This window comes from Acidovorax sp. GW835-FHT14B10 (genome assembly GCF_058793725.1).
On sequence record NZ_JBXAGC010000002.1, the window covers coordinates 178,183 to 201,041 of the forward strand.

Sequence of the window (22,859 nt, forward strand, 5' to 3'; positions counted from 1 at the left end):
TGCCGCCTTACTTGGCCGGGACCGCTTCCTTTTTGGCAGCTACTACCGCAGGCGTAGCTTGCTCTTCCATCACTTTTCGTTCATAAATTTCGGACAGCGCACGCTTGTACTCGGTCGGGAAGACCTGGACAAACTTGCTGCGCGATGCGGCCCAGTTGTCGAGCAGCTCGCGTGCGCGCTTGCTGCCCGTCCAGCGGTTGTGGTCTTCCAGCAGCTTCTTGAGCTGGGCTTCGTCGGTCTGGTCGTTGTGCCAGATGGCGCGCGGTACCGTGGCTTCCTGTTCGGCCGAGGGCAGGATGCGCTCCAGCGTGACCATGGACATGTTGCAGCGGGTGTCGAACTGGCCATCTTCGTCGTACACATAGGCCACGCCGCCGCTCATGCCGGCGGCGAAGTTGCGGCCGGTCTGGCCGAGCACCACCACGGTGCCGCCCGTCATGTACTCGCAGCCATGGTCGCCCGTGCCTTCCACCACGGTGGTGGCGCCGGACAGGCGCACGGCAAAGCGCTCGCCCGCGACGCCGCTGAAGAAGGACTCCCCCGCGGTGGCACCGTACATCACCGTGTTGCCCACGATGGTGTTGCGTACCGTGTCGCCGCGGAAGTCGATGCTGGGGCGCACGATCACGCGGCCACCCGACAGGCCCTTGCCCGTGTAGTCATTGGCGTCGCCGATCAGGTACAGCGTGATGCCGCGCGTGAGAAAGGCGCCAAACGACTGTCCGCCCGTGCCTTCGAGCTGGATGCGGATGGTGTCATCCGGCAGGCCCTCGGGGTGCACGCGGGTCACCGCGCCCGAGAGCATGGCTCCCACGGAACGGTTCACGTTGCGCGCCACCTCGATGAACTGCACGCGCTCGCCCTTTTCAATGGCGGGCTGGCTGCGCTCGATGAGCTTGCGATCGAGCGTGTGCTCGATGTTGTGGTCCTGCACGTCCACATGGAAGCGCGGCACGTCGGCGGGCACGTTGGGCTGGGCAAACAGACGGCTGAAGTCCAGGCCACGGGCCTTCCAGTGTTCCAGGCCCTGGCGCATGTCGAGCAGGTCGGTGCGGCCGATCAGGTCGTCGAACTTCTTGATACCCAGCTGGGCCATGATCTGGCGCACTTCTTCGGCAATGAAGAAGAAGTAGTTCACCACATGCTCGGGCTTGCCCGAGAACTTGGCGCGCAGCGCGGGGTCTTGCGTGGCCACGCCCACCGGGCAGGTGTTGAGGTGGCATTTGCGCATCATGATGCAGCCTTCGACCACCAGCGGGGCCGTGGCAAAGCCGAACTCGTCCGCGCCCAGCAGCGCGCCGATGGCGACGTCGCGGCCGGTCTTCATCTGGCCATCGGCCTGCACGCGGATGCGGCCGCGCAGGCGGTTGAGCACCAGGGTCTGCTGGGTTTCGGCCAGGCCGATTTCCCAGGGGCCGCCGGCGTGCTTGATGGACGACCAGGGCGAGGCGCCCGTGCCGCCGTCATGGCCGGCGATCACCACATGGTCGCTCTTGCACTTGGCCACGCCGGCCGCGATGGTGCCCACGCCCACTTCGGACACCAGCTTGACGCTGATGCCGGCATGCGGCGCCACGTTCTTCAGGTCGTGGATCAGCTGCGCCAGGTCTTCGATCGAATAGATGTCGTGGTGCGGCGGCGGCGAGATCAGGCCCACACCCGGCACGCTGTGGCGCAGCTTGCCGATGTAGTTGGACACCTTGCCGCCCGGCAGCTGGCCGCCTTCGCCGGGCTTGGCGCCCTGGGCCATCTTGATCTGGATCTGGTCGGCCGACGACAGGTACTCGGCCGTGACACCGAAGCGGCCCGAGGCCACCTGCTTGATGCGGCTGCGCAGCGAGTCGCCATCCAGCAGGGGCAGATCAACCTCGACGTTCTCGGCGCCGATCACGCTCTTCAAGGTATCGCCCTTCTTGATCGGGATGCCCTTGAGTTCGTTGCGGTAGCGCGCAGCGTCTTCGCCGCCTTCGCCGGTGTTGCTCTTGCCGCCGATGCGGTTCATGGCCACGGCCAGCGTGGCATGCGCCTCGGTGGAGATGGATCCCAGCGACATGGCGCCGGTGGCAAAGCGCTTGACGATTTCCTTGGCGGGCTCGACTTCGTCGATCGAGATCGCCTTGGCGGGGTCGATCTTGAACTCGAACAGGCCGCGCAGCGTCATGTGGCGCTTGCTCTGGTCGTTGATGATCTGGGCGTATTCCTTGTACGTGTTCCAGTTGTTGGCGCGCGTGCTGTGCTGCAGCTTGGCAATCGCGTCGGGGCTCCACATGTGCTCTTCGCCCCGGGCACGCCAGGCGTATTCGCCGCCCGCGTCCAGCATGGTTTCGAGCACCGGGTCGTCGCCAAAGGCCGCCTTGTGCATGCGGATGGCTTCTTCGGCGATCTCGAACACGCCGATGCCTTCCACGCGGCTGGCGGTGCCGGTGAAATACTTGCCCACGGTGTCCGTGTTCAGGCCGATGGCCTCGAACAACTGGGCGCCGCAGTAGCTCATGTAGGTGCTCACGCCCATCTTGGACATGATCTTGGACAGGCCCTTGCCAATGGCCTTCACGTAGTTGTAGAGGGCCTTGTCGGCCGACAGGTCACCGCCAAGGTCCTTGTGCATCTCGGCCAGGGTTTCCATGGCCAGGTAGGGGTGCACAGCCTCGGCGCCGTAGCCGGCCAGCACGGCGAAATGGTGCACTTCGCGGGCAGTGCCGGTCTCGACCACCAGGCCGGCCGTGGTGCGCAGGCCCGCGCCCACCAGGTGCTGGTGGATGGCCGACAGCGCCAGCAGTGCGGGGATGGCCACTTGCGTGGCGCTCACGGCGCGGTCGCTGATGATGAGAATGTTGGCGCCGCCCTTGATGGCGTCCACCGCCTGCGCGCACAGCGAGGCCAGCTTGGCTTCCACGCCCTCACGGCCCCAGTCCAGCGGGTAGGTGATGTCGATGGTGGCGCTCTTGAACTTGCCGTTCGTGTGGCGTTCGATGTCGCGCAGCTTGGCCATGCCGGCAAAGTCGAGCACGGGCTGGCTCACTTCGAGCCGCATTGGCGGATTGACCTGGTTGATGTCCAGCAGGTTGGGCTTCGGGCCGATGAAGCTGTTGAGCGACATCACGATGGCCTCGCGGATCGGGTCGATCGGCGGGTTGGTCACCTGGGCGAACAGCTGCTTGAAGTAGTTGTACAGCGGCTTGTTCTTGCCCGAGAGCACGGCCAGCGGGCTGTCGTTGCCCATGGAGCCGATGCCTTCTTCGCCGTTCTTGGCCATGGGCGCCATCAGGAACTTGATGTCTTCCTGGGTGTAGCCAAAGGCCTGCTGGCGATCCAGCAAAGGCAGTTCGGCGGCCTTGGGCGTGGCAGCGTCGGCATCCGTTTCAATGCTGTCGAGCTTGATGCGCAGGTTCTCGATCCACTGCTTGTAGGGCTTGGTGTTGACGATATTGGCTTTGAGCTCATCGTCATCGATCATGCGACCCTGCTCCAGGTCGATCAGGAACATCTTGCCGGGCTGCAGGCGCCACTTGCGCACGATCTTGTTCTCGGGGATAGGCAGCACGCCGGATTCCGAGCCCATGATGACCAGGTCGTCATCAGTGATGCAGTAGCGCGAGGGGCGCAGGCCGTTGCGGTCCAGCGTGGCGCCGATCTGGCGGCCATCGGTGAACACGATGGAAGCCGGGCCGTCCCAGGGCTCCAGCATGGCGGCGTGGTATTCATAGAACGCGCGGCGGCGCTCGTCCATGGTGGTGTGCTGCTCCCAGGGCTCGGGAATCATCATCATCACGGCCTGGCTGATGGGGTAGCCCGCCATGGTCAGCAGTTCCAGGCAGTTGTCGAACGTGGCGGTGTCGGACTGGTCGGCGAAGCTGATGGGGTAGAGCTTTTGCAGATCGGCCGCCAGCACGGGCGAGGCCATCACGCCTTCGCGCGCCTTCATCCAGTTGTAGTTGCCCTTGACGGTGTTGATTTCACCGTTGTGCGCCACGTAGCGGTAGGGGTGGGCCAGCGGCCACTCGGGGAAGGTGTTGGTGGAGAAACGCTGGTGCACCAGGCCGATGGCCGAGACGCAGCGCTCGTCCGACAGGTCCTTGTAGTACACGCCCACCTGGTCGGCCAGCAGCAGGCCCTTGTAGACCACGGTGCGGCTGGACATGGACGGAACGTAATATTCCTTGCTGTGCTTGAGCTTCAGGCGCTGGATGGCGGCGCTGGCCGTTTTGCGAATCACGTACAGCTTGCGCTCCAGCGCGTCCTGCACGATCACGTCGTTACCACGGCCGATGAACACCTGGCGCAGGATGGGCTCCTTCTTGCGCACGGTGGGCGACATGGGCATGTCCACATTGACCGGCACATCGCGCCAGCCCAGCAGCACCTGGCCTTCGGCCTTGATGGCGCGCTCCATCTCCTGCTCGCAGGCCAGGCGCGAGGCATGCTCCTTGGGCAGGAAGATCATGCCCACGCCATATTCGCCAGCCGCAGGCAAGGTCACACCCTGCTTGGCCATTTCTTCGCGGTAGAGCGCGTCTGGAATCTGAATGAGGATGCCTGCGCCGTCACCCATCAGCGGGTCGGCACCCACCGCGCCACGGTGGTCGATGTTTTCCAGGATCTTCAGGGCCTGCGTCACGATGTCGTGGCGCTTGGTGCCCTTGATGTGGGCCACAAACCCGAGGCCACAGGCGTCGTGTTCGTTGCCCGATGAATACAAACCGTGTTGTTGCAGATGCTGGATCTCGGCAGCCGTGGTCATGGCGCACTCCTCATATTTTTCGCAGGGACCACAAGATTAGTGCATTGCAACATATTCAGGCAAGCACAATATTTGGGGTCAGACTCCAATTAAGTTTGATTTAAATAGAAGCAAATTAAATAAGGGACATATTAAAAGAGATAGCGTTTTGCACTGATGCATAAAGCACTGAAGGCCTAATTGGCTGGTAAATTTCTTGCCAGTTTGGGTCGCCCCGGCCTGGTTTTCGTAACTCTGCGGAGAGATTTTTTTTGCAGTTCCGCCACGAAATCCGCATCGCCCAGCGCCCATCCACGCAGCGCCGCATCGGTCAGCGCCGCCTGCTCGCCGCTGCCAATCCCCGCCTGCACCAGCGCGGCATAAGCTGCCTCGCGTGCAAATGGCGTGTTGCCCAGCGCCCAGTACAAGGCATGCGGCGTGACCAGCTTGTCGATGCGTTGCCCCAGGCAATGGGCATGGCTGGACCAGGGCCAGGCGCCCGGCTGCGCTACCATGCCGGCGCGCACCGGGTTCAGGTCGATATAGACCATGCAGGCCAGCAGGTAGCGTTCGCTCTCGATCAGCGTGGAGCGGTAGCGCCCCTCCCACAGCGTGCCGCTGCGCCCATGGCGCTGGTTGAAATAGCGCACATAACTGCGCCCCACGGCCTGCATCATCAGCGGCAGCGCCTCGGCCGTGGCCGGCGTGGCCAGCAGATGGAAATGGTTGTCCATCAGCACATAGGCGTGAATCGCCACGGCAAACTTCTGCGCATTCTCGGCCAGCAGCGCCAGCATGGTCTCGAAATCCTGCCGGTCCACAAAGATCACCTGGCGGTTGTTGCCGCGCTGGATGATGTGGTGCGGATAGCCCGCAAGCGTGAGACGGGGCAGGCGGGCCATGGCGCGCTCCTGAAATGTAGGAGCTGGAATTTTAATGGGAGTCTGACCCCCATTAAAGTGGAGGGTGCGGATCAGTCTTGCGGCATGGCGATGCCATCCGCTGGCAGCCCGAACCGCGCGCCCATCGCCTGCTCCAGGCCGAACTCCCGCAGGATGGCGCGCAGCCGCTCCTGGGCACTGCGCTTTTTCTGGCCGGTATGGCGCGCGATGATCAGCTCGTTTTTCATGCTGTGCTCCCAACCCACCAGCTCGGTCACCGTGACCTGGTAGCCACTGGCTTCCAAGTGCAGGCAGCGCAGTACATTCGTCACCTGGCTGCCCAGCTCGCGCGTGTGCAGTGGGTGGCGCCACAGCTCGGCCAGCGGCGTGCGCGCCAGTTGCAGCGCCTTGCCCTGGCGCAGGCAGGCCGCCATTTCAGCCTGGCAGCAGGGCACGAGGACCATCGCACGCGCCTGCTTTTGCAGGCCGAAGGCAATGGCATCGTCGGTGGCGGTGTCGCAGGCGTGCAGCGCGGTCACCACGTCGATGCGTTCGGGCAGCTCCGCCGCGCCAGTGGATGCGGCCACCGAAAGATTCAGGAAGGACATGCGTCCGAACCCCAGCCGCTCGGCCAGCGCACGCGATTTGTCGACCAGCTCGGCACGCCACTCGATGCCATAGATGTGGCCGCGCCCCAGCGCCTTGAAATACAGGTCGTACAGGATGAAGCCCAGATACGACTTGCCCGCGCCATGGTCGGCCAACGTGGGGCTGCGCCCGCCCTCTGACAGCTCCTGCAGCAAGGGTTCGATGAAGTTGAACAGGTGGTATACCTGCTTGAGCTTGCGCCGTGAATCCTGGTTCAAGCGCCCTTCGCGCGTGAGGATGTGCAGTTCCTTCAGCAGCTCAACGGACTGCCCCGGGCGCAGCTCGGACAGCTCAGCGCTGGCCGCAGGAGCGTTCTTGCCGGCCGCCGTGGCGGCTGCCTTGTGGTGCGCGGCCTTCATGCCAAGTCCTTGGGCGTTGGCGATGCGGCAGTCGTCGTGCTCACGTTGGCCCCCACCTCCAGTGCCTGCCAGCCCGGCATGCCCAGCTGCTCCAGCACTTCCATGTTGCGCTCATAGATGGCCTCTGCCTCGGGGTAGGCCTGCACCGCCCGGTCGATGCTGCCTTCGCGCAGCAGGTGCAAGGTGGGATACGGCGCGCGGTTGGTGCAGTTGGTGACATCGTCCGCGTCCGTTCCGGCAAACTGGAACTGGGGGTGAAAGCTGGCAATCTGCAGGGTTCCATCGAGGTTCAGCTCCTGCAAAACGCGTTCGGCGACATCCAGAAAATCGTTGAATTCCAGAAAATCCTGCAGGCAGTCCGGGGCCATCAGCAAGGTGGTGTCGCGCACCTCCGCGGAGGTTGCGGCCAGATCGGCCAGCTCACGCCGCAAGTGCTGTGCCAGTGCTGCGGAATCGGTGGCGGCGCTCACCACATAGTGAATCTGCCCCTTGGCATGCACGCCCTTGGCAAAAGGGCACAGATTGAGCCCGATCACGGCCCGCTCCAGCCAGCGCACCATGTCCGCAGCCACAAGGTCGGCCCGTTCTGAGGGTGCGGAGGGCGACGCAGGGGCGGCAAGGTTCATGGCAAGTGGATTCGAAAGGCGACACAAGGGAGTGCCATTTTACCGGCCCGCTGCCACAGCATCTGCAGCGGACGCGCTCCCGGCACCTCAACCCAGCAGGCGCAGACCGGTAAGGCGCTCGTGCTCGCGCGCTGCAAAACGGTCGGTCATGCCGGCAATGAAATCGGCCACCGCCCGGGCACGCACCGAAGGCTCTCCCTCCATGGCCTGGCGGGTAAAGCGTGGCTTCATCTCGCCGGGCTCGGCCATGTAGGCCGCAAACAGCCCGGTCACCACGCGCTGCGCCCGCCCGGTGGTTTCCACCACCTGCGGATGGCGGTAGAGGTTCTTGAACAGAAAGCGCTTCAGCTCCGAGGACTGCACCCGCATGGGGGCGCTGAACCTCACCAGCGCCTGGGCCCGACGCACATCGGCCACACTGCGCGGTGCGGCATCGGCCAGCGCTGCACGGGTGGCATCAATCACGTCATACACCTGCGCACTGAGCATGCGTCGGATGATTTCATACAGCAGGCGCCGCTCCATCGCAGCACCCACCAGGTGCGGATGTTCGGCCTCGGCCACCCGGCGGTAACGGTCAAACAGCACCACCTCGGCCAATTGCGCCAGTGTGATCAGGCCCGAACGCACACCATCGTCGATGTCGTGCGCGTTGTAGGCAATCTCATCCGCCAGATTGCACAGCTGCGCCTCCAGGCTGGGCTGTTCCTTGCGCAGAAATCGCCCGCCCACCCCCCCCGGTTCAACGGCCTCCAGCCGCAGCGCATTGGCCTGCGAGCAATGCTTGAGCACACCCTCCCGCGTTTCGAAAGTCAGGTTGATGCCATCGTAGTCGGGGTAGCGCTCTTCCAGCTGGTCCACCACCCGCAGGCTCTGCAGATTGTGCTCGAACCCGCCATGGGCCTGCATGCAGCCGTTGAGTGCATCCTGCCCGGCGTGCCCGAAAGGGGTGTGGCCCAGATCGTGGGCCAGCGAAATAGCCTCCACCAGGTCTTCGTTGATGCACAAGGACCGTGCAATCGAACGTCCCAGCTGGGCCACCTCCAGCGAATGCGTGAGCCGCGTGCGAAACAGGTCACCCTCGTGGTTCAGAAAAACCTGGGTTTTGTAAACCAGCCGGCGGAACGCCGACGAGTGCACGATACGGTCGCGGTCGCGCTGGTATTCGGTGCGCGTGGGCGCCGGTGCTTCTGGGTGCCTGCGTCCCCGGGTGTGCGCCGGATCGCAGGCATAGTTTGCCAAGCCTTGACCAAGCATCAAACTGGCCGCAAGGGGAGGATATTCAATGGCATGCAGCCGCCATTTCCATGGCAATCAGGCGCAGCAGGCATCAATCACCTCGCGCACCAGCGCGTCAGGCGCGGCGCGCACGCAAGCCTGGCCCGGCCCGTCGATCAGCACGAAGCGGATTTCGCCCGCCTCGGATTTCTTGTCCACGCGCATCAGCTCCAGGTAGCGGCCGGCATTGTCCCCGGCATCCAGCACCGGCCCGCGCAGGGGTAACCCAGCACGCTGCACCAGCGCTTTCAAGCGCACCGCAAACGCGTCGTCCACCAGGCCCAGCCGGCGCGACAGCTCGGCCGCCATCACCATGCCGGCACCCACCCCCTCGCCATGCAGCCATGCGCCGTAGCCCATGCCCGCTTCGATGGCGTGGCCAAAGGTGTGGCCAAAGTTCAAGATGGCGCGCAGCCCGGCCTCGCGCTCGTCCTGCCCCACCACGTTGGCCTTGATCTCGCAGCTGCGCCGCACCGCATGTGCCAGTGCCATGCGGTCGCGGGCCAGCAGTGCCTCCATGTTTTCTTCCAGCCAGGCCATGAAGTCCATGTCGGCAATTGGCCCGTACTTGATGACCTCGGCCAAGCCGGCGCTGAGCTCGCGCGCAGGCAACGTGTCGAGCGTGGCCAGGTCGCACACCACCAACTGCGGCTGGTAGAACGCACCAATCATGTTCTTGCCCAGCGGATGGTTGATGGCGGTCTTTCCCCCCACTGAAGAATCGACCTGCGCCAGCAGCGTGGTGGGCACCTGTACAAACGGCACACCGCGCATGTAACTGGCGGCGGCAAAGCCCGTCATATCGCCGACGACACCGCCGCCCAGGGCGAACAGCACGGTCTTGCGGTCGCAGCCATGCTGCAGCAGGGCATCAAAAATCAGGTTCAGGGTCTGCCAGTTTTTGTGCTCCTCGCCATCGGGCAGCACCACCACGTGCACCTGAGCGTACTTCGGAGCCAGAGCCACGCGCAAGGCATCGGCATACAGCGGAGCCACGGTGGTGTTGGTGACGATGAGGGCTGCGGCAGCCTTCGGCAGCGCCCCATAGGTGGCCGGCACACCCAGCAGGCCGGCGCCGATCTTGATGCGGTAACTACGATCGGCCAAGTCGATGGCAACAGTTTGTGCGTCAGGGACGGGCAATGACATCGACGCAAAGGCCGGCAACGTGCGCGGCGCGATTACAACGTCTTCGCGCTGCAACGCTGAATTCGGTGAGGTAATGGCAGTGAACATGGTGGGCCTAGTTTAGGGCAGGCGCACCGGTGGCCCGGTTGCGCGCCGATCGAACAAGGGCTTACCCAATGCCTTTAGCGACGGAAGGCCAGTAGCAACGCAACGGGCCAAACGTGAGCAGACCCTGGTCAGTGCGAACGGGTAGCTGCGCCAAGGCCCGTCACCCTCCGTCATAGAGCAGCCGAAAAAGGAAGGCAGCCAAAGGGACTGGCATTCCGACCGATCGGTCACAGCCTAGAAATGCTAGTACTAAACCGACATTCGAAGTACCGCCCGATGAGGGATGGTGCGCATGTCCGATCTACTCATCGCGACGCTACCAGTCACGTTTAACACAAGTATGTAGAAATTTACCTTGGCGTTTGGCAGTCGTTCACTCCATAAGCGGGTGTCAAGAACGAACCGTTTTTGTCATCGCCCTCGACAAACCCTGTAGTGTAGATCTTCTCAACCACGCCTTCAGAACCCGCCACACTGGTTGTCACTTTCACGGCATATACAAGCCAAGTCGCCACATTCATGGGGTACTCCACCTGTATGGTGGCGCGACCATTCGTACCAGTTATTTTATCACCGATAAATGACAGAACTACATCTGCTTTGCGCGGTGAAATTTCGCTATCTCCATCACCGGCAAGAATTTCAGCTGCGTCCAGAAATCCGTTCCGATTCAAGTCTTCATTCGTGCACCAAGTGCGTGGACTAATATATAGACCTTTACCATAGGAACGTAGATCAACACTCGCAGAGATTTGCGCATTGGGCACCGCATTGCCTGCTGCATCCGCTACTGCGATATCAAATTTCTTGATGTAGGTGAGATTGTTCGCACCCTTCGCCAGCTCGTTGTTATCGCCCAAGGTGATTGAAAGTGGCTGGCTGGCCACCGTCATGGTTGCTGTCCTGGAATTTGGACAAGCGCCATTAGCGATCTCAGCATCGGTCAAACCATAACACACGCGAATCCGAACCCCATCCGTAGGGCTGGATCGAGTCCCCGCGATGTATTCAGACAACACCTGACCGCTGGCATCACTATAGACCGTTGCCACACCCGTAGAAATCACTTCACCGCTTCCAAGCCCTGGCTGAACGATTTCGAATCGGGCACGCACATTATGAATCGCTTGGTTAGACGCATTTTGAAAAATTGCCCTTAAACCAGACCGATTTGTGGTGGAGCCTGCCACATTGGGCGAAATGGTGTTGGGCGTTATGGCCAAACTGGCTGCGCTGATTATTCCCACTGCATTAGGAATACCAGTCCCTCCAGGCAGCAATACCTGCACGTCTGGCGCCTGGGAAGTCACGCCCGAAGCAGTCGCCACAATGGTATAGGTACCCGCAGAAACAGGGGCAGCCTGCAATTGAACGGTGACATTGCCGCCGCTATCGGTAGCCACACTTTGTGTGAAACCCAGTGTGCCCCCCAACTTGACAGGTGCCTGCGCGATACCAGTCCCATTAACATCAGTCACTTTGATGGACAACGTGGCCTGACCACCAGGGACCGGCGTAGCAGGGACCAAGGACAAAGCCACTTTGCTTCCCGTAACAGGAATCACTGCTGTCGCAGTTTTATCCCCCATTTTTATTTCCGCTGTAATATCCCTGTTGACCTTATTACTTCCAATAGAAATTTTTCCAAAAGCTTTGCCTGTGGAATCGGAAACAGCCACCACTGGCGTATATACACCAGAATCAACTGAAACCACCAAAGCTGCATTTGCTACCGGATTGTTATTGACATCCAGAGCGGTGACCGTTAATGCGGCCTCGTCCGCGCCAGAATTTGTCAATACATTTTTATCAAACTGATAAATGATGCTCGCCACACTTACAGCTGGGGGCTGCCCGCTAGGTGACGTGCCTGAATTACCACCACCGCCACCGCATGCCACCAATACGGTGACCAATAGCACGGTCAATATTCTGACTGATTTTCTCATTTTTACACCAATAGTGAAATTAACTATCGAACTGGACCGCGGTCAGTAATAACCTTGGGCGTAATAAAAACCAACATTTCACGCTTGGACGATTCTTTCGTTCTGCTCTTGAACAAATTCCCTAAAACAGGAACATCGCCCAGCACTGGAATTTTATTTTCTTGATTGGTATCTTCCATCTCAAAAATACCACCAATCACCACGGTTCCGCCATTTTCAATGAGAATTTGCGTCTTGATGTGCTTGGTATCAATCGCGACGCCCTGGGTTGTAGTTTCACCTCTGCTGTCTTTATTGATATCCAAATCGAGGATGATGCTCCCCTCTGGCGTGATCTGCGGTGTCACTTCCAGTTTCAGCACAGCCTTCTTGAAAGCGAGCGTTGTTGCGCCATTGGGGGCTGTAACAGAATATGGATACTCCGTTCCCTGCTCAATCAAGGCCTTGGTTTGGTCCGCGGTAATGATCCGAGGGCTCGACACAATCTTGCCCTTGCCGTCGGCCTCCATGGCTGAGAGTTCAAGCGTCAAGAATCGATTGGCGGCAGAGTTAAATATGGAAAGTGCAAAACTCCCCACACTGCTGACATTCGACAGACTCGCAGGCAAGTTGACGAAATTCCCATTTGTGTTGGTGATGCCTCCTGCTCCACTGGAGGCCACCGCATTGCTGTAACTGGTGCCAAATGCAATACGATTGTCTCCACCAATTCCGTAGCCGCCATCGCCGCCACGATTGGCGCGCAGGTCCGTACCGCCCAGTCGCACGCCCAGCGATCGACCAAAGGTATCACGGGCCTCCACAATGCGTGCCTCAATCAAAACCTGGCGCACCGCGATGTCTAACGTCGAGAGCAATTGACGCACTTCTTCGAGTTTGCTGGGCGTGTCTGTCACAAACAGTTGGTTTGTGCGGGGCTCTGAAATGGCACTCCCCCGCTCCGTCAAGAATCTCGTGGATGTGCCACCACTACTACCGCCACTTGAACTATTTGTCAGCTGCGTAACCATGTCTGCCGCTTTGGCGTAATTCAGCTGGAAAGCTTGTGTTCTCAGGGGCTCCAGTTTCTGAATGGCCAACGCAGCTTCAAAGTCTTTCTTGGTACGCGCATCGATTTCGTCCTTGGGTGCAATCCACAAGACGGTGCCAGACTTGCGCATGCCCAAGCCCTTGGCATCCATGATGATCTGCAGGGCCTGGTCCCATGGAACATCTTTCAACCGAAGCGTGAGCGCGCCCGTCACGGTGTCGGACGTCACGATGTTGAAATTGGTGAAATCGGCAATCACCTGCAGCAGAGAGCGGACTTCAATGTTTTGGAAATTCAGCGAGAGTTTTTCGCCACTAAAACCAGGCCCTTGGGTCAACTTGGTTAAATCAACCTTCTTTTGGCGAATCTCCACGACAAATTGATTATTGCTTTGGTAGGCGCTGTGCTCCCATTCACCAACGGGCTCTACGACCATGCGCACGCGGTCCCCCTGCTGGGAGGTCGTCACCAATTGAACGGGCGTTCCAAAATCTGTCACGTCAAGGCGCCGACGCAGCCCTTCCGGCAAGGACGAGCGGAGAAAATCGACATTGAGTCCTTTGCCTTGCCGCTGCAGATCTACACCCACCTGACTATTGGCAAGGCTGACAATGATGCGGCCAGAACCATCTGCGCCCCGGCGAAAGTCAACATCCTTCAAAGGAAGCATTTCGCTGCCGCCGCTTGCAGCAAATATCGAGGTAGTGGACTGCTGCGAAGCTGCCACCGAAGTATTAACAGGCAACAGAGAAATAAGCAGTGTCTTGCCTTGCAATTCCGCTTGGTAAGAGGTGGCCTGCTTGAGATTCAGAACCAGTCTAGACCGATCGCCAGATTGTACGACGTTGATGGATTTTAAATTTCCCTGATTCACATCGACAACGGATCGCCCCATTGCATTGGTGGTTCTAGGAAAATCCAGCGCGATGCGGGCTGGTGATTGAATTGCAAAGCCAGTCGGTACCGCAGAGAGTGGCTGCGATAGTTCAACACGAACAACCTCTGCACCACCTTGCATCGTGCCAGTGACAGCTTCGATCGCACTTTGTGCCATGGCAGCCGCTGCAGCCAGCGTGGCCACTACTGCAAACATGGCATTTCGGCAGCTGTTCGTTATCCCGATATTTTTCGTTGTCATTTCTTTCCCTCCTGCAGTTCAAGCGAAGCGGTGCGTTCTATCCAATCTCCCGTGGCGTCTTGAACTATCTCGCGCAAGCTAATTGCCGTTTCGGAAATTTTGATGATTTTTCCATAATTTTGTCCAAGGTAATTTCCCACCCGAACCTGGTACAACAAATTATCTACTTTGAGTAGCGCCGTAGGCGTTCCGGTCTTGTTCAGGCTACCGACCATTGCCATGGCATCCAACGGAAAAGCCTCTAACGGCTCTTTTCTTCGCGCCATTTCAGGAGCAATCAATGTAGCGTTGGAGGCCACTTGCACCGAATCCCGCCGCAGTGCCTGCATGAGTTTCAACTGACTAAACGGTTCGACGCCATTCTCCACCGTGTATGCCTGCGGTTGAAACTGCTTGGGCTCGGAAAGGGGGGTAATGAGCGGCTTGGTGTTGGCGCGCTGATCAGCCATCCATTGGCGCAACTCATCCTCTTCCGTCGAACCGCAACCGCACAGAACGCCAGCACAACATAATAAAATCAGACGGCCGGCCCACATCATTTCTTACCTCCGGCTTTCTTTTGCGCTTGAATTTCCTCAGGATCGAGGTAACGGAAAGTTCGCGCCGTGGCATCCATGGACAGCGTACCGGCTTCCTTACCCGCAGGAGCAATGGAAATATTATTCAAAGTCACGATACGGGACAAATGCGCCACATCCGAAGCGAATGAGCCCATATCATGGTATTTTCCCGTTACCCTGACGGCAATGGGAAGCTCTGCATAATAGTCCCTGACGACGATTTGACCAGGACGAAACAGTTCAAATTGCAAGCTTCGCCCCAACCCTGCCTGGTTGATATCGGACAACAAGGCCGCCATTTCCGCCTTGCTGGGCAATTGCTTTTCAAGTTGAATCACATATTGCTGAATCTGTTCCCGCTGCTTCTTGAGTGCTTCAAGACTAACGGCCTTCACAAGCTTTTTCGTGTAGTCCTCACGGAGTGCAACCTCCTTGCCACGCTCCATCTCCAGCTCCGCCTGATAATCCGTCAACTGCACGAACCAGAGGACAACGGCAACACCGATGGCAATGAATGCACAGAGCAGAATTTTGGGCAAAATGGGCCAAAGCGATGGGTCTTTGGTGTCCAGATTCTTGAACTGTCGCTGAAGATTTCCCTGCAGCGCAGCGAAATCGATCTTTGAGGATTGTTTTTTTGCCATACGTTACTTTCCAGCCGACGCAGCAACAGATGAGCTCGCAGCATCCATGGCCTTTTGGGCTTCACTGGATCTCACAAGCTGAAACCTCAAAGTGAAAGCACCTACACGGCGCTGGTCCCGCGGAGTCAATGCCACAGTGCTGGCCACGATCTCCACCAGTTCCGGCTTCGAAAACCAGGGGGTGTTGTTGGTGAGATTTCGCAGCATTTCCGAAACACGTTCGTTGGATTGCGCCATGCCCTGCATGGAAATGGTCTGGCCATCTTGTTTCATGCTGGTGATGTAGACACCATCCGGCAATTGCCTGACAAGTTCGTTCAGCAAATGCACGGGCAAATTGCGGTCAGACTGCAGGTCTTCCACGGCCTTTTGCCTTGCACGCAGAGAAGCAATTTCCTCTTCAATGGACGCAATTTCCTTGATTTGCCCTTCAAGTACCTTGATTTCTCCTTGAAGAAAACTATTCTTCTCTTGCTGCTCCGTAATCATCACCTGGAACCACCAATAGATAGCCCCAGCGATAACAAGCCCCAGAAGAAACGACGCGAACATCGTTGCCTGAAAAGCCTCGCGCCTGCGTTTACGTGCAGCCTCCCGATGCGGGAGCAAATTGATCAATATCACTGCAGAAACCTCCGCATAGCCAAACCACATGAAGTGAGATACGACGGAGCTTCACGCACCATTTTTTTCAGCCGGACGGAACTTCCAATCTCCATGCCGTCAAACGGATTGACGGCACTGCAAGCAAAACCGGTTTGCTGGGTGACCGCTTCCGTCAAGCCAGGCAGCGGCGCCGAGCCACCCGCCAACATGATGTGATCAACCCGGTTGTGCGGTGTGCTGGTAAAAAAGAATTGCAACGCTCGGCCAATTTCCTGGGCCATGCTCTCCACGAAGGGCCGAAGTACGGCCACTTGATAGTCTTCGGGAAGGTCGCCATTGCGTTTTTTGCTCTCGGCCTCTTCGACGGAAAAACCGTATTGGCGCACGATGAGTTGGGTCAGTTGCGCCCCACCGAAAGCCTGATCGCGGTCGTACAAGACTTCTTCGTTACGGATGACCTGCATGCTCGTCGTGAGCGCACCCACTTCAAACAATGCCACCAGCGCATCGACACCCTTATTGGGCAGTGCTTCGATCAAACGGCCAGCAGCAAGCCTGGAGGCATGCGATTCGATGTCTACGACCACGGGCTTCAACCCCACCGCTTCGGCAAGTCCTTGCCGGTCCTGCACCTTCTCACGCCGCGAGGCAGCAATCAATACATCCACGTCGCCGGGTGCATTTTTGCTGGGGCCGATCACGCAAAAGTCCAGACTGACCTCATCCAGCGAGAAAGGTATGTACTGGTTCGCCTCGGACTCGACCTGGACCTCGAGCTCCTGCTCGGTCATCCCGCCAGGCAGCGTGATCTTCTTGGTGATCACGGCAGATGGAGGCAATGCCAAGGCAACGTTCTTGGTGCGTGTGCCGCTCTTTTTGATGAGCCGGCGCAACGCATCCGCAACCTCATCGAATTTTTCGATGTTACCGTCTGTAATCCACCCTCGTTCCAGCGGCTCAATCGCGCAACGCTCAAGCACCAGGTTACCGGCCTTGTCATGCCCTAGCTCCACCAGCTTGACGCTGGAAGAGCTGATGTCGATACCCAGCAACGGAGCGGACTGGCGACTAAAAAAAGACCCCGTAGAGATCAAGATTGGTCTCCTGTAACTTGCCAACATAAAGCAACAAAACTTAACATTTCACATGAATGCTATCAGTAAGATACTTCAGCAGCAAAGCGTTTTGGCCGCCTGCATTGTTTTGAACGTTGTCAAAAGCAGACGCTTGTTGACCACCCAGTAGTGTCTTGGGTGCGTTCGCGCGCCACCGTGGGTAGCCGTAAGATCATGCGGCCTCCTAAATGACCCCATCGGAAGCCGCCGTTTTTATAATGTCGCTTTCTTCCGGAGCGATATGACGCCGCCGCCCACCCAAAAACAACCCCGCAAACGCGCCGCTTCGACGGACACCCAAAGCTCTGGCTGGCTGCGCTGGATTTTTCGCGCCGCTGTCTGGGCCGGCGGACTCGGCTTGGCGGGTGCGCTGGCCTTGCTTCTGGCCATTGGTGTGGCACTCGCCATGGCCTACCCGAATCTTCCCGACGTGTCCGAACTTGCCGACTACAGACCCAAGCTGCCGCTGCGGGTCTACTCGTCGGAGGGCGCATTGCTGGGGGAGTTCGGTGACGAGCGCCGCAACCTGACGCCCATCGGGGAAATTCCCACCGTTATGAAAGATGCTGTGCTGGCCATCGAAGACACCCGGTTCTTCCAGCACGGTGGCGTTGATTACAAAGGCATGCTGCGTGCAGTCCTTGCCAACCTGGGACGCGTCAAAAGCCAGGGCGCATCGACCATCACAATGCAAGTGGCGCGCAATGTTTATCTCTCATCTGAAAAAACATTTACGCGGAAAATTTACGAAATATTGCTGACATTCAAACTCGAACATTTGCTCACAAAAGACCAGATTCTCGAGATTTATATGAATCAGATTTACCTGGGCAATCGTGCCTATGGATTTGCTGCTGCATCCGAGGCCTATTTCGGCAAACCGCTCAAATCGGTTTCCATTGCAGAAGCGGCGATGCTGGCAGGCCTGCCCAAGGCGCCTTCTGCGTACAACCCCATCAGCAATCCCAAGCGCGCCCGGGCGCGCCAGCTCTACATCATTGAACGGATGGAAGAGAACGGCTTCATCACGGCCCAGGACGCCATGGTCGCAAAGAAGGAAGAAGTCAAGATCCGATCAGGGCAGGACAACACCCGTGTCCATGCCGAATATGTCGCCGAGATGGTGCGGCAGCTGATCTTCAGCCAGTACGGCAATGAGGCGTACAGCCGCGGGCTGAACGTGTACACCACGCTGAACGCAGCCAACCAGGATGCCGCCTACGCGGCCCTGCGGCGTGGCATCATGGACTATGAACGACGCCAGCAGTACCGCGGCCCAGAACAATTCGTCGATCTCCCCAAAGCCCCGGAGGATGTGGAGGACGCGATTGACGAAGCGCTGGCCAGCCATCCGGACAATGGCGATGTCATGTCTGCCGTGGTGCTGGAGTCCACCGCACGCAAGATTGTGGCAGCGCGCGCCAATGGCGACACACTGGAGATCACGGGCGATGGGCTCAAGCCTGCGCAGTCCGGTCTGAGCGACAAAGCGCCACCCAACATCAGGATTCGGCGTGGTGCTGTCATCCGCGTTGTCAAGACACCCAAGAACGCCTGGGAAATCACCCAATTGCCCGAGGTGGAAGGCGCCCTGGTTGCGCTGGATCCGCGCAGTGGCGCCATCAGGGCGCTGGTGGGAGGGTTTGACTTTGACAAGAACAAGTTCAACCACGCAGCGCAGGCCTGGCGCCAGCCAGGGTCCAGCTTCAAGCCATTCATCTACTCCGCGGCACTGGAGAAGGGCTTCACTCCGGCCACCGTCATCAATGACGCCCCGCTCTTTTTTGATGCAGGCGTGACCGGTGGCCAGCCCTGGGAGCCCAAGAACTACGACGGCAAATACGATGGGCCCATGACCATGCGCACGGGCCTTGCAAAATCCAAGAACATGGTTTCCATCCGCATCTTGCAGGCGGTGGGCCCCAAGACGGCGCAGGATTGGGTGACCCGGTTCGGATTCGAGGCAGACAAGCACCCCGCCTACCTGACCATGGCATTGGGTGCGGGCTCGGTCACTCCGTTGCAGATGGCATCTGCCTATTCGGTATTTGCCAATGGTGGCTACCGCGTCAACCCTTGGCTGATCACGCGCGTGACCGACCACAAAGGTCGCGTCATTTCCGAAAACCCGGCTCCCGCTGCCAGCGAACTGCCACGCGCCATTGATGCAAGAAATGCCTTCATCATGGACAACCTGCTGCAGGAGGTCGCGCGCTCAGGAACTGCCGCCAGAGCGCAGGCCACCCTGAAACGGCCCGACTTGCATGGCAAGACCGGTACCACCAATGACTCGGTGGATGCCTGGTTCGCGGGCTATCAGCCCACCCTGACCGCAGTGACCTGGATCGGCTACGACAAACCCCGTAACCTGGGCAGCCGCGAAACCGGGGGCGGGCTGAGCTTGCCGGTGTGGATCAACTTCATGGAACAGGCCCTCAAGGGGGTGCCCGTCATGGAAACCACGGTGCCCCCCGGCGTGGTGAATGTGGGCGGCGAGTGGTTCTACGAAGAATTCGCGCGCAACGCAGGCGTTGGGAAAGTGGGACTGGAAAACCAGTCCTCCGCTCCATCGACGCTGACACCCCAGGCACCGCCCCCTCCCGAAGAACGCGGCCGTATCCTCGATCTGTTTCGCAACTGATCCGCTGCAGGGGCGGTCCTGTGGTATCCGCAAAGCGGGCGCCGCAGGCGCAATGCATGCACTGGGTTTTGCCAACGCAAGGCTGCCTGCGCTCGCACCCCTTCCAGCGCCGCGCGGGTCAGGTGTGGAATCGCAAAGATGCTCCAGACTGGCGCTCGGCGTCTTGGCTCAGCTGTTGAAAGAATTCACCGGCGCCTTTGGTGTCTTGCCAGGCGACCCCATCGAACCGGTAGTGGTATCCGCCCGACTTTGCCGCCATCCACACTTCATGCAGTGGTTTTTGCAGATTGATGATGATCTGGCTGCGGTTGGGAAATGTCAGGGTCACCATGCCGCCAGTGCGCTGGCTGTCCACATCAGCATCGCCATCGTCATTGATGCGATCGCAACTGCGCTCCACGGCAAGCAGCAGTTTCTCGGCCTGGTCCAGGAATTCAAGGTCGGTCATTACAATTACGCATGGTGAAAGTTTTCCAAATTTTAGTCAGGACCTTTGCCCTTGCTGCCAGTGCGGCGGCATTGGTGGGCTGTGGGCAGCGCGGCCCCTTGTATCTCCCCGCTGCACCCGAGGCAACACAACGGGCCACCTTGCCAGAAACACTCTCCCCTTTGGAGACAGCACCCGCAGCACCCGCATCCGCGCCCCGGTAACTGCACCGCCGGAGGTGGCCGGCAACCAGGTGACAAAGGTCAAGAAATTAAGGCTTGATTTTTATCAAGCATTGAAAACATGGGTAATCGTACAGTCGGCGTTTTATCGCACCGCAGTATCGACATGGCCCAGGAACTCTATCGCGACAAGAATCACGCCTGCCTCATGTTCACCGACCTCATCGAAGAAGATGGGCAAGCGGTCCAGGCCAACCAATTCCTGATCGTTGACGACGACACGGGCGCCATTATCGACCCAGGTGGCAACCTGGCTTTCAATGAGCTGTTCATGGGGATGTCCAAGCATTTTCCCCCCGGCAAACTCTCGTACATCATTGCCTCACACGCCGATCCGGACATCATTGCCTCGCTGGACCGCTGGATGAGCACCACCCAGGCATCCCTGGTGATTTCACGCGTATGGGAGCGGTTTGCCCCGCATTTCACAAAGGTGGGCAAGACCGAAAACCGCGTGATCGGCGTGCCGGACGGGGGCGGCCACCTGCCTTTGGGCCGCCATGAGCTGGTGCTGTTGCCAGCACACTTCATGCACTCCGAGGGCAACTTCCATTTCTACGATCCGGTCAGCCGCATCCTGTTCACCGGCGACCTCGGGGTGTCGATGATGTCCGGAGCCGAGGCACGCATTCCTGTGACGGATCTGGGACCGCACATCCCGCGCATGGAAGGTTTTCACCGCCGCTACATGGTGTCCAACAAGATCCTGCGGCTGTGGGTGCGCATGGCGCGCCAGCTGGACATCGCCATGCTGGTCCCCCAGCATGGCGCACCCATCATGGGCAAGAAGGCGATCAACGATTTTCTGGACTGGATCGAAAACCTCATGTGCGGCATCGACCTGTTTGATGATCGTGCCTACCAGATCCCGACCGCCTCCATCGACCCCGTGAGCAGGCAACTGCGGCCAGCGCTGCGGGCCGTCAACGCCTCAGGATAAGATTTCGGGGGAAATAGGCTCTGGCGTTTACACAATCAACGCCGATAGCTATAAATAATATAGCGATCAAGGTATCGAAGCAGCCTTGCCCTGCCCCGCCGGCCGCGATGCCCCGGCGGCCACGCGCCGCCACAGGCGCCAGCCCAGCAGCACCGCGAGGATGGCGCCATAGAGGGCGACTTCCGCAAAGTCGTTCTTGCCGGCGCGCATCCAGAAAAAATGCAGGATCGCCAATCCGGCCACCCCATGCACCGCCCGGTGCAGGGCCTGCCAGCGGCGCCCTCCCAGTGCCCGAATGGCCCGGTTGAACGAGGTTGCCGCCAACAATGTAAGCAGGCAAAACGCCAGGAAGCCCACCAGGATGAAGGGGCGTTTGGCAATATCGCGGGTGATTTCAGCCAGATCAAAACCCATGTCGAACCAGCTGTAGCTCAACAGGTGCAGCAGCGCGTAGAAATACACAAACAGCCCCAGCATGCGCCGAAAGCGGGCCAGTTGCGGGCTGGCGGTCACCACGCGCAGCGGCGTCACGGCCAGCACAAGGCACAGAGCCCGCAAGGTCCAGTCGCCGGTGGCGCGGACCAAGGCCTCGGCGGGATTGGCACCCAGTTGGTCCGTGGCTGCGGCGTACACCAGCCACGACAGGGGCAGCAGGCACAGCACGAACAGCACCGGCTTTGCCGCCGGATGGAGCAGGAGTTTTTTCATGGCACGACGGACCGAAAGCTCGCCAGGGGGAGCAACAGCGCTGGATCAGTAAAACTTCTGGAGATCCATGCCGGCGTAGAGCTGCCCCACCTGGGCCTCGTAGCCGTTGAACATCAGGGTCTTGCGCTTCTTGGCGAACAGGCCGTCTTCGCCAATGCGGCGCTCGGTGGCCTGGCTCCAGCGCGGGTGATCCACGTTGGGGTTCACGTTGGAATAGAACCCGTATTCCTGCCGGGCCGCCTTGTTCCAGGCCGTTCCCGGCTCTTTCTCGACAAAGCGGATCTTGACGATGCTCTTGGCACTCTTGAACCCGTATTTCCACGGTACCACCAGGCGCACCGGCGCACCGTTCTGGTTGGGCAACACTTCCCCATACATGCCGAAGGCCAGCAGGGTGAGCGGGTGCATGGCCTCATCCATGCGCAGACCCTCCACATACGGCCAGTCAAGCACGCGCGAGCCCACATAAGGCATCGTGGCCTTGTCGGCCAGCGTCACGAACTCCACATACTTGGCGCTGCCCTGCGGTTCCACGCGCTTGATCAGCTCGATCAGCGAGTAACCCACCCAGGGGATGACCATGGACCAGCCCTCCACGCAACGCAGGCGATAGATACGTTCTTCCTGCGCGCTGAGCTTGAGCAGGTCTTCGATACCGTACTTGCCGGGCTTCCTGACCAGGCCTTCCACCTCGACCGTCCAGGGCGCGGTTTTGAGGGTGTGTGCGTTGCGGGCAGGATCGCCCTTGTCGGTGCCGAACTCGTAGAAGTTGTTGTAGCTGCTCGCGTCCTTGTAGTCGGTGAGTTTCTCCATCGAGACAGCCCCCGCCACGGCCGATCTGGCACCCGCCAGCGCCGCCAGCTTGCCAGGGCGTGCGGCCTGGGCCGGTTGTGCCATGGCCTCGCGGCCTGTCCAGGACGCCAAGGCTGCCCCGGCAGCACCGCCCGCCATGAGCTTGAGCATCTGGCGGCGATCTTCGTACACCGAACGCGGGGTGATTTCGGAGGAATGCGGGTGGTTGAAACCCGAATCGCGCGATGGGATCAGCATGGAAAGCTCCGGTTGTTCTTGGGTGGGACAGTTGAGCGATAGAGCACAACAACCGCCAGTT

The 22,859-nt window shown here is 59.6% G+C and carries 18 protein-coding genes; 3 read left to right on the top strand and 15 right to left on the bottom strand.

Annotation, left to right across the window (positions count from 1 at the left end):
• Positions 1 to 7: 7 nt before the first annotated feature.
• From AC1Q5S_RS02790 to AC1Q5S_RS02845, 12 genes are all read right to left on the bottom strand, one after another.
• Positions 8 to 4,741, bottom strand: a complete 4,734-nt coding sequence (locus AC1Q5S_RS02790; protein WP_303833806.1) for a glutamate synthase-related protein — start codon at positions 4,739 to 4,741, stop codon at positions 8 to 10.
• Positions 4,742 to 4,917: 176 nt separating this feature from the next.
• Positions 4,918 to 5,622: a transposase gene (locus AC1Q5S_RS02795; protein WP_422205195.1), complete on the bottom strand. Its 705-nt coding sequence runs from the start codon at positions 5,620 to 5,622 to the stop codon at positions 4,918 to 4,920.
• 71 nt (positions 5,623 to 5,693) lie between these two features.
• Positions 5,694 to 6,608, bottom strand: coding sequence for a class I SAM-dependent methyltransferase (locus AC1Q5S_RS02800; protein ID WP_303833804.1), 915 nt, complete (start codon positions 6,606 to 6,608; stop codon positions 5,694 to 5,696).
• Positions 6,605 to 7,234: a DUF1415 domain-containing protein gene (locus AC1Q5S_RS02805; RefSeq protein ID WP_422205199.1), complete on the bottom strand. Its 630-nt coding sequence runs from the start codon at positions 7,232 to 7,234 to the stop codon at positions 6,605 to 6,607. Before AC1Q5S_RS02805 ends, AC1Q5S_RS02800 begins: the two co-directional genes overlap by 4 nt.
• Positions 7,235 to 7,321: 87 nt before the next feature.
• Positions 7,322 to 8,491 (bottom strand): deoxyguanosinetriphosphate triphosphohydrolase, encoded by a 1,170-nt coding sequence (locus AC1Q5S_RS02810; RefSeq protein WP_303833803.1) that lies wholly within the window; start codon positions 8,489 to 8,491, stop codon positions 7,322 to 7,324.
• A gap of 57 nt (positions 8,492 to 8,548) precedes the next feature.
• Positions 8,549 to 9,661 (bottom strand): 3-dehydroquinate synthase, encoded by a 1,113-nt coding sequence (aroB, locus tag AC1Q5S_RS02815; RefSeq protein WP_492238334.1) that lies wholly within the window; start codon positions 9,659 to 9,661, stop codon positions 8,549 to 8,551.
• Positions 9,662 to 10,098: 437 nt separating this feature from the next.
• The gene (locus tag AC1Q5S_RS02820; RefSeq protein WP_492238298.1) at positions 10,099 to 11,697 is read right to left on the bottom strand and encodes a hypothetical protein; all 1,599 of its coding nucleotides are present in this window, start codon (positions 11,695 to 11,697) and stop codon (positions 10,099 to 10,101) included.
• 23 nt (positions 11,698 to 11,720) lie between these two features.
• Positions 11,721 to 13,820 (bottom strand): type IV pilus secretin PilQ, encoded by a 2,100-nt coding sequence (locus AC1Q5S_RS02825; protein ID WP_422205264.1) that lies wholly within the window; start codon positions 13,818 to 13,820, stop codon positions 11,721 to 11,723.
• Positions 13,821 to 13,861: 41 nt separating this feature from the next.
• The gene (locus tag AC1Q5S_RS02830) at positions 13,862 to 14,404 is read right to left on the bottom strand and encodes a pilus assembly protein PilP (protein WP_303833800.1); all 543 of its coding nucleotides are present in this window, start codon (positions 14,402 to 14,404) and stop codon (positions 13,862 to 13,864) included.
• On the bottom strand, positions 14,401 to 15,069 hold the full coding sequence (locus tag AC1Q5S_RS02835; RefSeq protein WP_422205206.1) for a type IV pilus inner membrane component PilO: 669 nt from the start codon (positions 15,067 to 15,069) through the stop codon (positions 14,401 to 14,403). The genes AC1Q5S_RS02830 and AC1Q5S_RS02835 overlap by 4 nt, the downstream gene beginning before the upstream one ends.
• A gap of 3 nt (positions 15,070 to 15,072) precedes the next feature.
• Complete coding sequence (locus tag AC1Q5S_RS02840) at positions 15,073 to 15,693, bottom strand: PilN domain-containing protein (RefSeq protein WP_303833798.1); 621 nt, start codon at positions 15,691 to 15,693, stop codon at positions 15,073 to 15,075.
• A complete protein-coding gene (locus AC1Q5S_RS02845; protein ID WP_026437117.1) occupies positions 15,690 to 16,769 on the bottom strand; it encodes a pilus assembly protein PilM in 1,080 nt (359 codons plus the stop codon). Before AC1Q5S_RS02845 ends, AC1Q5S_RS02840 begins: the two co-directional genes overlap by 4 nt.
• A gap of 262 nt (positions 16,770 to 17,031) precedes the next feature.
• Here AC1Q5S_RS02845 and AC1Q5S_RS02850 point away from each other — a divergent pair, with 262 nt between their 5' ends.
• Positions 17,032 to 19,431 carry a penicillin-binding protein 1A gene (locus AC1Q5S_RS02850; protein ID WP_492238299.1) on the top strand — a complete coding sequence of 800 codons (2,400 nt, stop codon included), beginning with the start codon at positions 17,032 to 17,034 and terminating at the stop codon, positions 19,429 to 19,431.
• A 118-nt stretch (positions 19,432 to 19,549) separates the two neighbouring features.
• On the opposite strand, the gene cyaY is transcribed toward AC1Q5S_RS02850, so the two are convergent.
• Positions 19,550 to 19,879, bottom strand: a complete 330-nt coding sequence (cyaY, locus tag AC1Q5S_RS02855) for an iron donor protein CyaY (protein ID WP_303833796.1) — start codon at positions 19,877 to 19,879, stop codon at positions 19,550 to 19,552.
• A gap of 11 nt (positions 19,880 to 19,890) precedes the next feature.
• Here cyaY and lptM point away from each other — a divergent pair, with 11 nt between their 5' ends.
• Together lptM and AC1Q5S_RS02865 are read left to right on the top strand one after the other, a co-directional pair.
• Positions 19,891 to 20,082 carry an LPS translocon maturation chaperone LptM gene (gene lptM / locus AC1Q5S_RS02860; RefSeq protein ID WP_081679700.1) on the top strand — a complete coding sequence of 64 codons (192 nt, stop codon included), beginning with the start codon at positions 19,891 to 19,893 and terminating at the stop codon, positions 20,080 to 20,082.
• Between the two features lie 124 nt (positions 20,083 to 20,206).
• Positions 20,207 to 21,040 (top strand): oxygen-binding di-iron domain-containing protein, encoded by an 834-nt coding sequence (locus tag AC1Q5S_RS02865; protein ID WP_492238335.1) that lies wholly within the window; start codon positions 20,207 to 20,209, stop codon positions 21,038 to 21,040.
• Between the two features lie 66 nt (positions 21,041 to 21,106).
• Here the strand turns inward: AC1Q5S_RS02865 and msrQ are convergent, their stop codons facing one another.
• Together msrQ and msrP are read right to left on the bottom strand one after the other, a co-directional pair.
• The gene (msrQ, locus tag AC1Q5S_RS02870) at positions 21,107 to 21,748 is read right to left on the bottom strand and encodes a protein-methionine-sulfoxide reductase heme-binding subunit MsrQ (protein ID WP_303833795.1); all 642 of its coding nucleotides are present in this window, start codon (positions 21,746 to 21,748) and stop codon (positions 21,107 to 21,109) included.
• 45 nt (positions 21,749 to 21,793) lie between these two features.
• Positions 21,794 to 22,798 (bottom strand): protein-methionine-sulfoxide reductase catalytic subunit MsrP, encoded by a 1,005-nt coding sequence (gene msrP, locus AC1Q5S_RS02875; RefSeq protein ID WP_303833794.1) that lies wholly within the window; start codon positions 22,796 to 22,798, stop codon positions 21,794 to 21,796.
• Positions 22,799 to 22,859: the final 61 nt, after the last annotated feature.

Excerpts from the sequence above, each read along its gene's own strand:
- msrQ (WP_303833795.1), bottom strand. The coding sequence starts at position 21,748 with ATGAAAAAACTCCTGCTCCATCCGGCGGCAAAGCCGGTGCTGTTCGTG.
- AC1Q5S_RS02790 (WP_303833806.1), bottom strand. The coding sequence starts at position 4,741 with ATGACCACGGCTGCCGAGATCCAGCATCTGCAACAACACGGTTTGTAT.
- AC1Q5S_RS02830 (WP_303833800.1), bottom strand. The coding sequence starts at position 14,404 with ATGATGTGGGCCGGCCGTCTGATTTTATTATGTTGTGCTGGCGTTCTG.
- AC1Q5S_RS02800 (WP_303833804.1), bottom strand. The coding sequence starts at position 6,608 with ATGAAGGCCGCGCACCACAAGGCAGCCGCCACGGCGGCCGGCAAGAAC.
- msrP (WP_303833794.1), bottom strand. The coding sequence starts at position 22,798 with ATGCTGATCCCATCGCGCGATTCGGGTTTCAACCACCCGCATTCCTCC.
- AC1Q5S_RS02825 (WP_422205264.1), bottom strand. The coding sequence starts at position 13,820 with ATGTTTGCAGTAGTGGCCACGCTGGCTGCAGCGGCTGCCATGGCACAA.
- AC1Q5S_RS02835 (WP_422205206.1), bottom strand. The coding sequence starts at position 15,069 with ATGGCAAAAAAACAATCCTCAAAGATCGATTTCGCTGCGCTGCAGGGA.
- AC1Q5S_RS02850 (WP_492238299.1), top strand. The coding sequence starts at position 17,032 with ATGACGCCGCCGCCCACCCAAAAACAACCCCGCAAACGCGCCGCTTCG.
- aroB (WP_492238334.1), bottom strand. The coding sequence starts at position 9,661 with ATGTCATTGCCCGTCCCTGACGCACAAACTGTTGCCATCGACTTGGCC.
- cyaY (WP_303833796.1), bottom strand. The coding sequence starts at position 19,879 with ATGACCGACCTTGAATTCCTGGACCAGGCCGAGAAACTGCTGCTTGCC.
- AC1Q5S_RS02805 (WP_422205199.1), bottom strand. The coding sequence starts at position 7,234 with ATGAACCTTGCCGCCCCTGCGTCGCCCTCCGCACCCTCAGAACGGGCC.
- AC1Q5S_RS02820 (WP_492238298.1), bottom strand. The coding sequence starts at position 11,697 with ATGAGAAAATCAGTCAGAATATTGACCGTGCTATTGGTCACCGTATTG.
- AC1Q5S_RS02795 (WP_422205195.1), bottom strand. The coding sequence starts at position 5,622 with ATGGCCCGCCTGCCCCGTCTCACGCTTGCGGGCTATCCGCACCACATC.
- AC1Q5S_RS02865 (WP_492238335.1), top strand. The coding sequence starts at position 20,207 with ATGGCCCAGGAACTCTATCGCGACAAGAATCACGCCTGCCTCATGTTC.
- AC1Q5S_RS02810 (WP_303833803.1), bottom strand. The coding sequence starts at position 8,491 with ATGCTTGGTCAAGGCTTGGCAAACTATGCCTGCGATCCGGCGCACACC.
- lptM (WP_081679700.1), top strand. The coding sequence starts at position 19,891 with ATGGTGAAAGTTTTCCAAATTTTAGTCAGGACCTTTGCCCTTGCTGCC.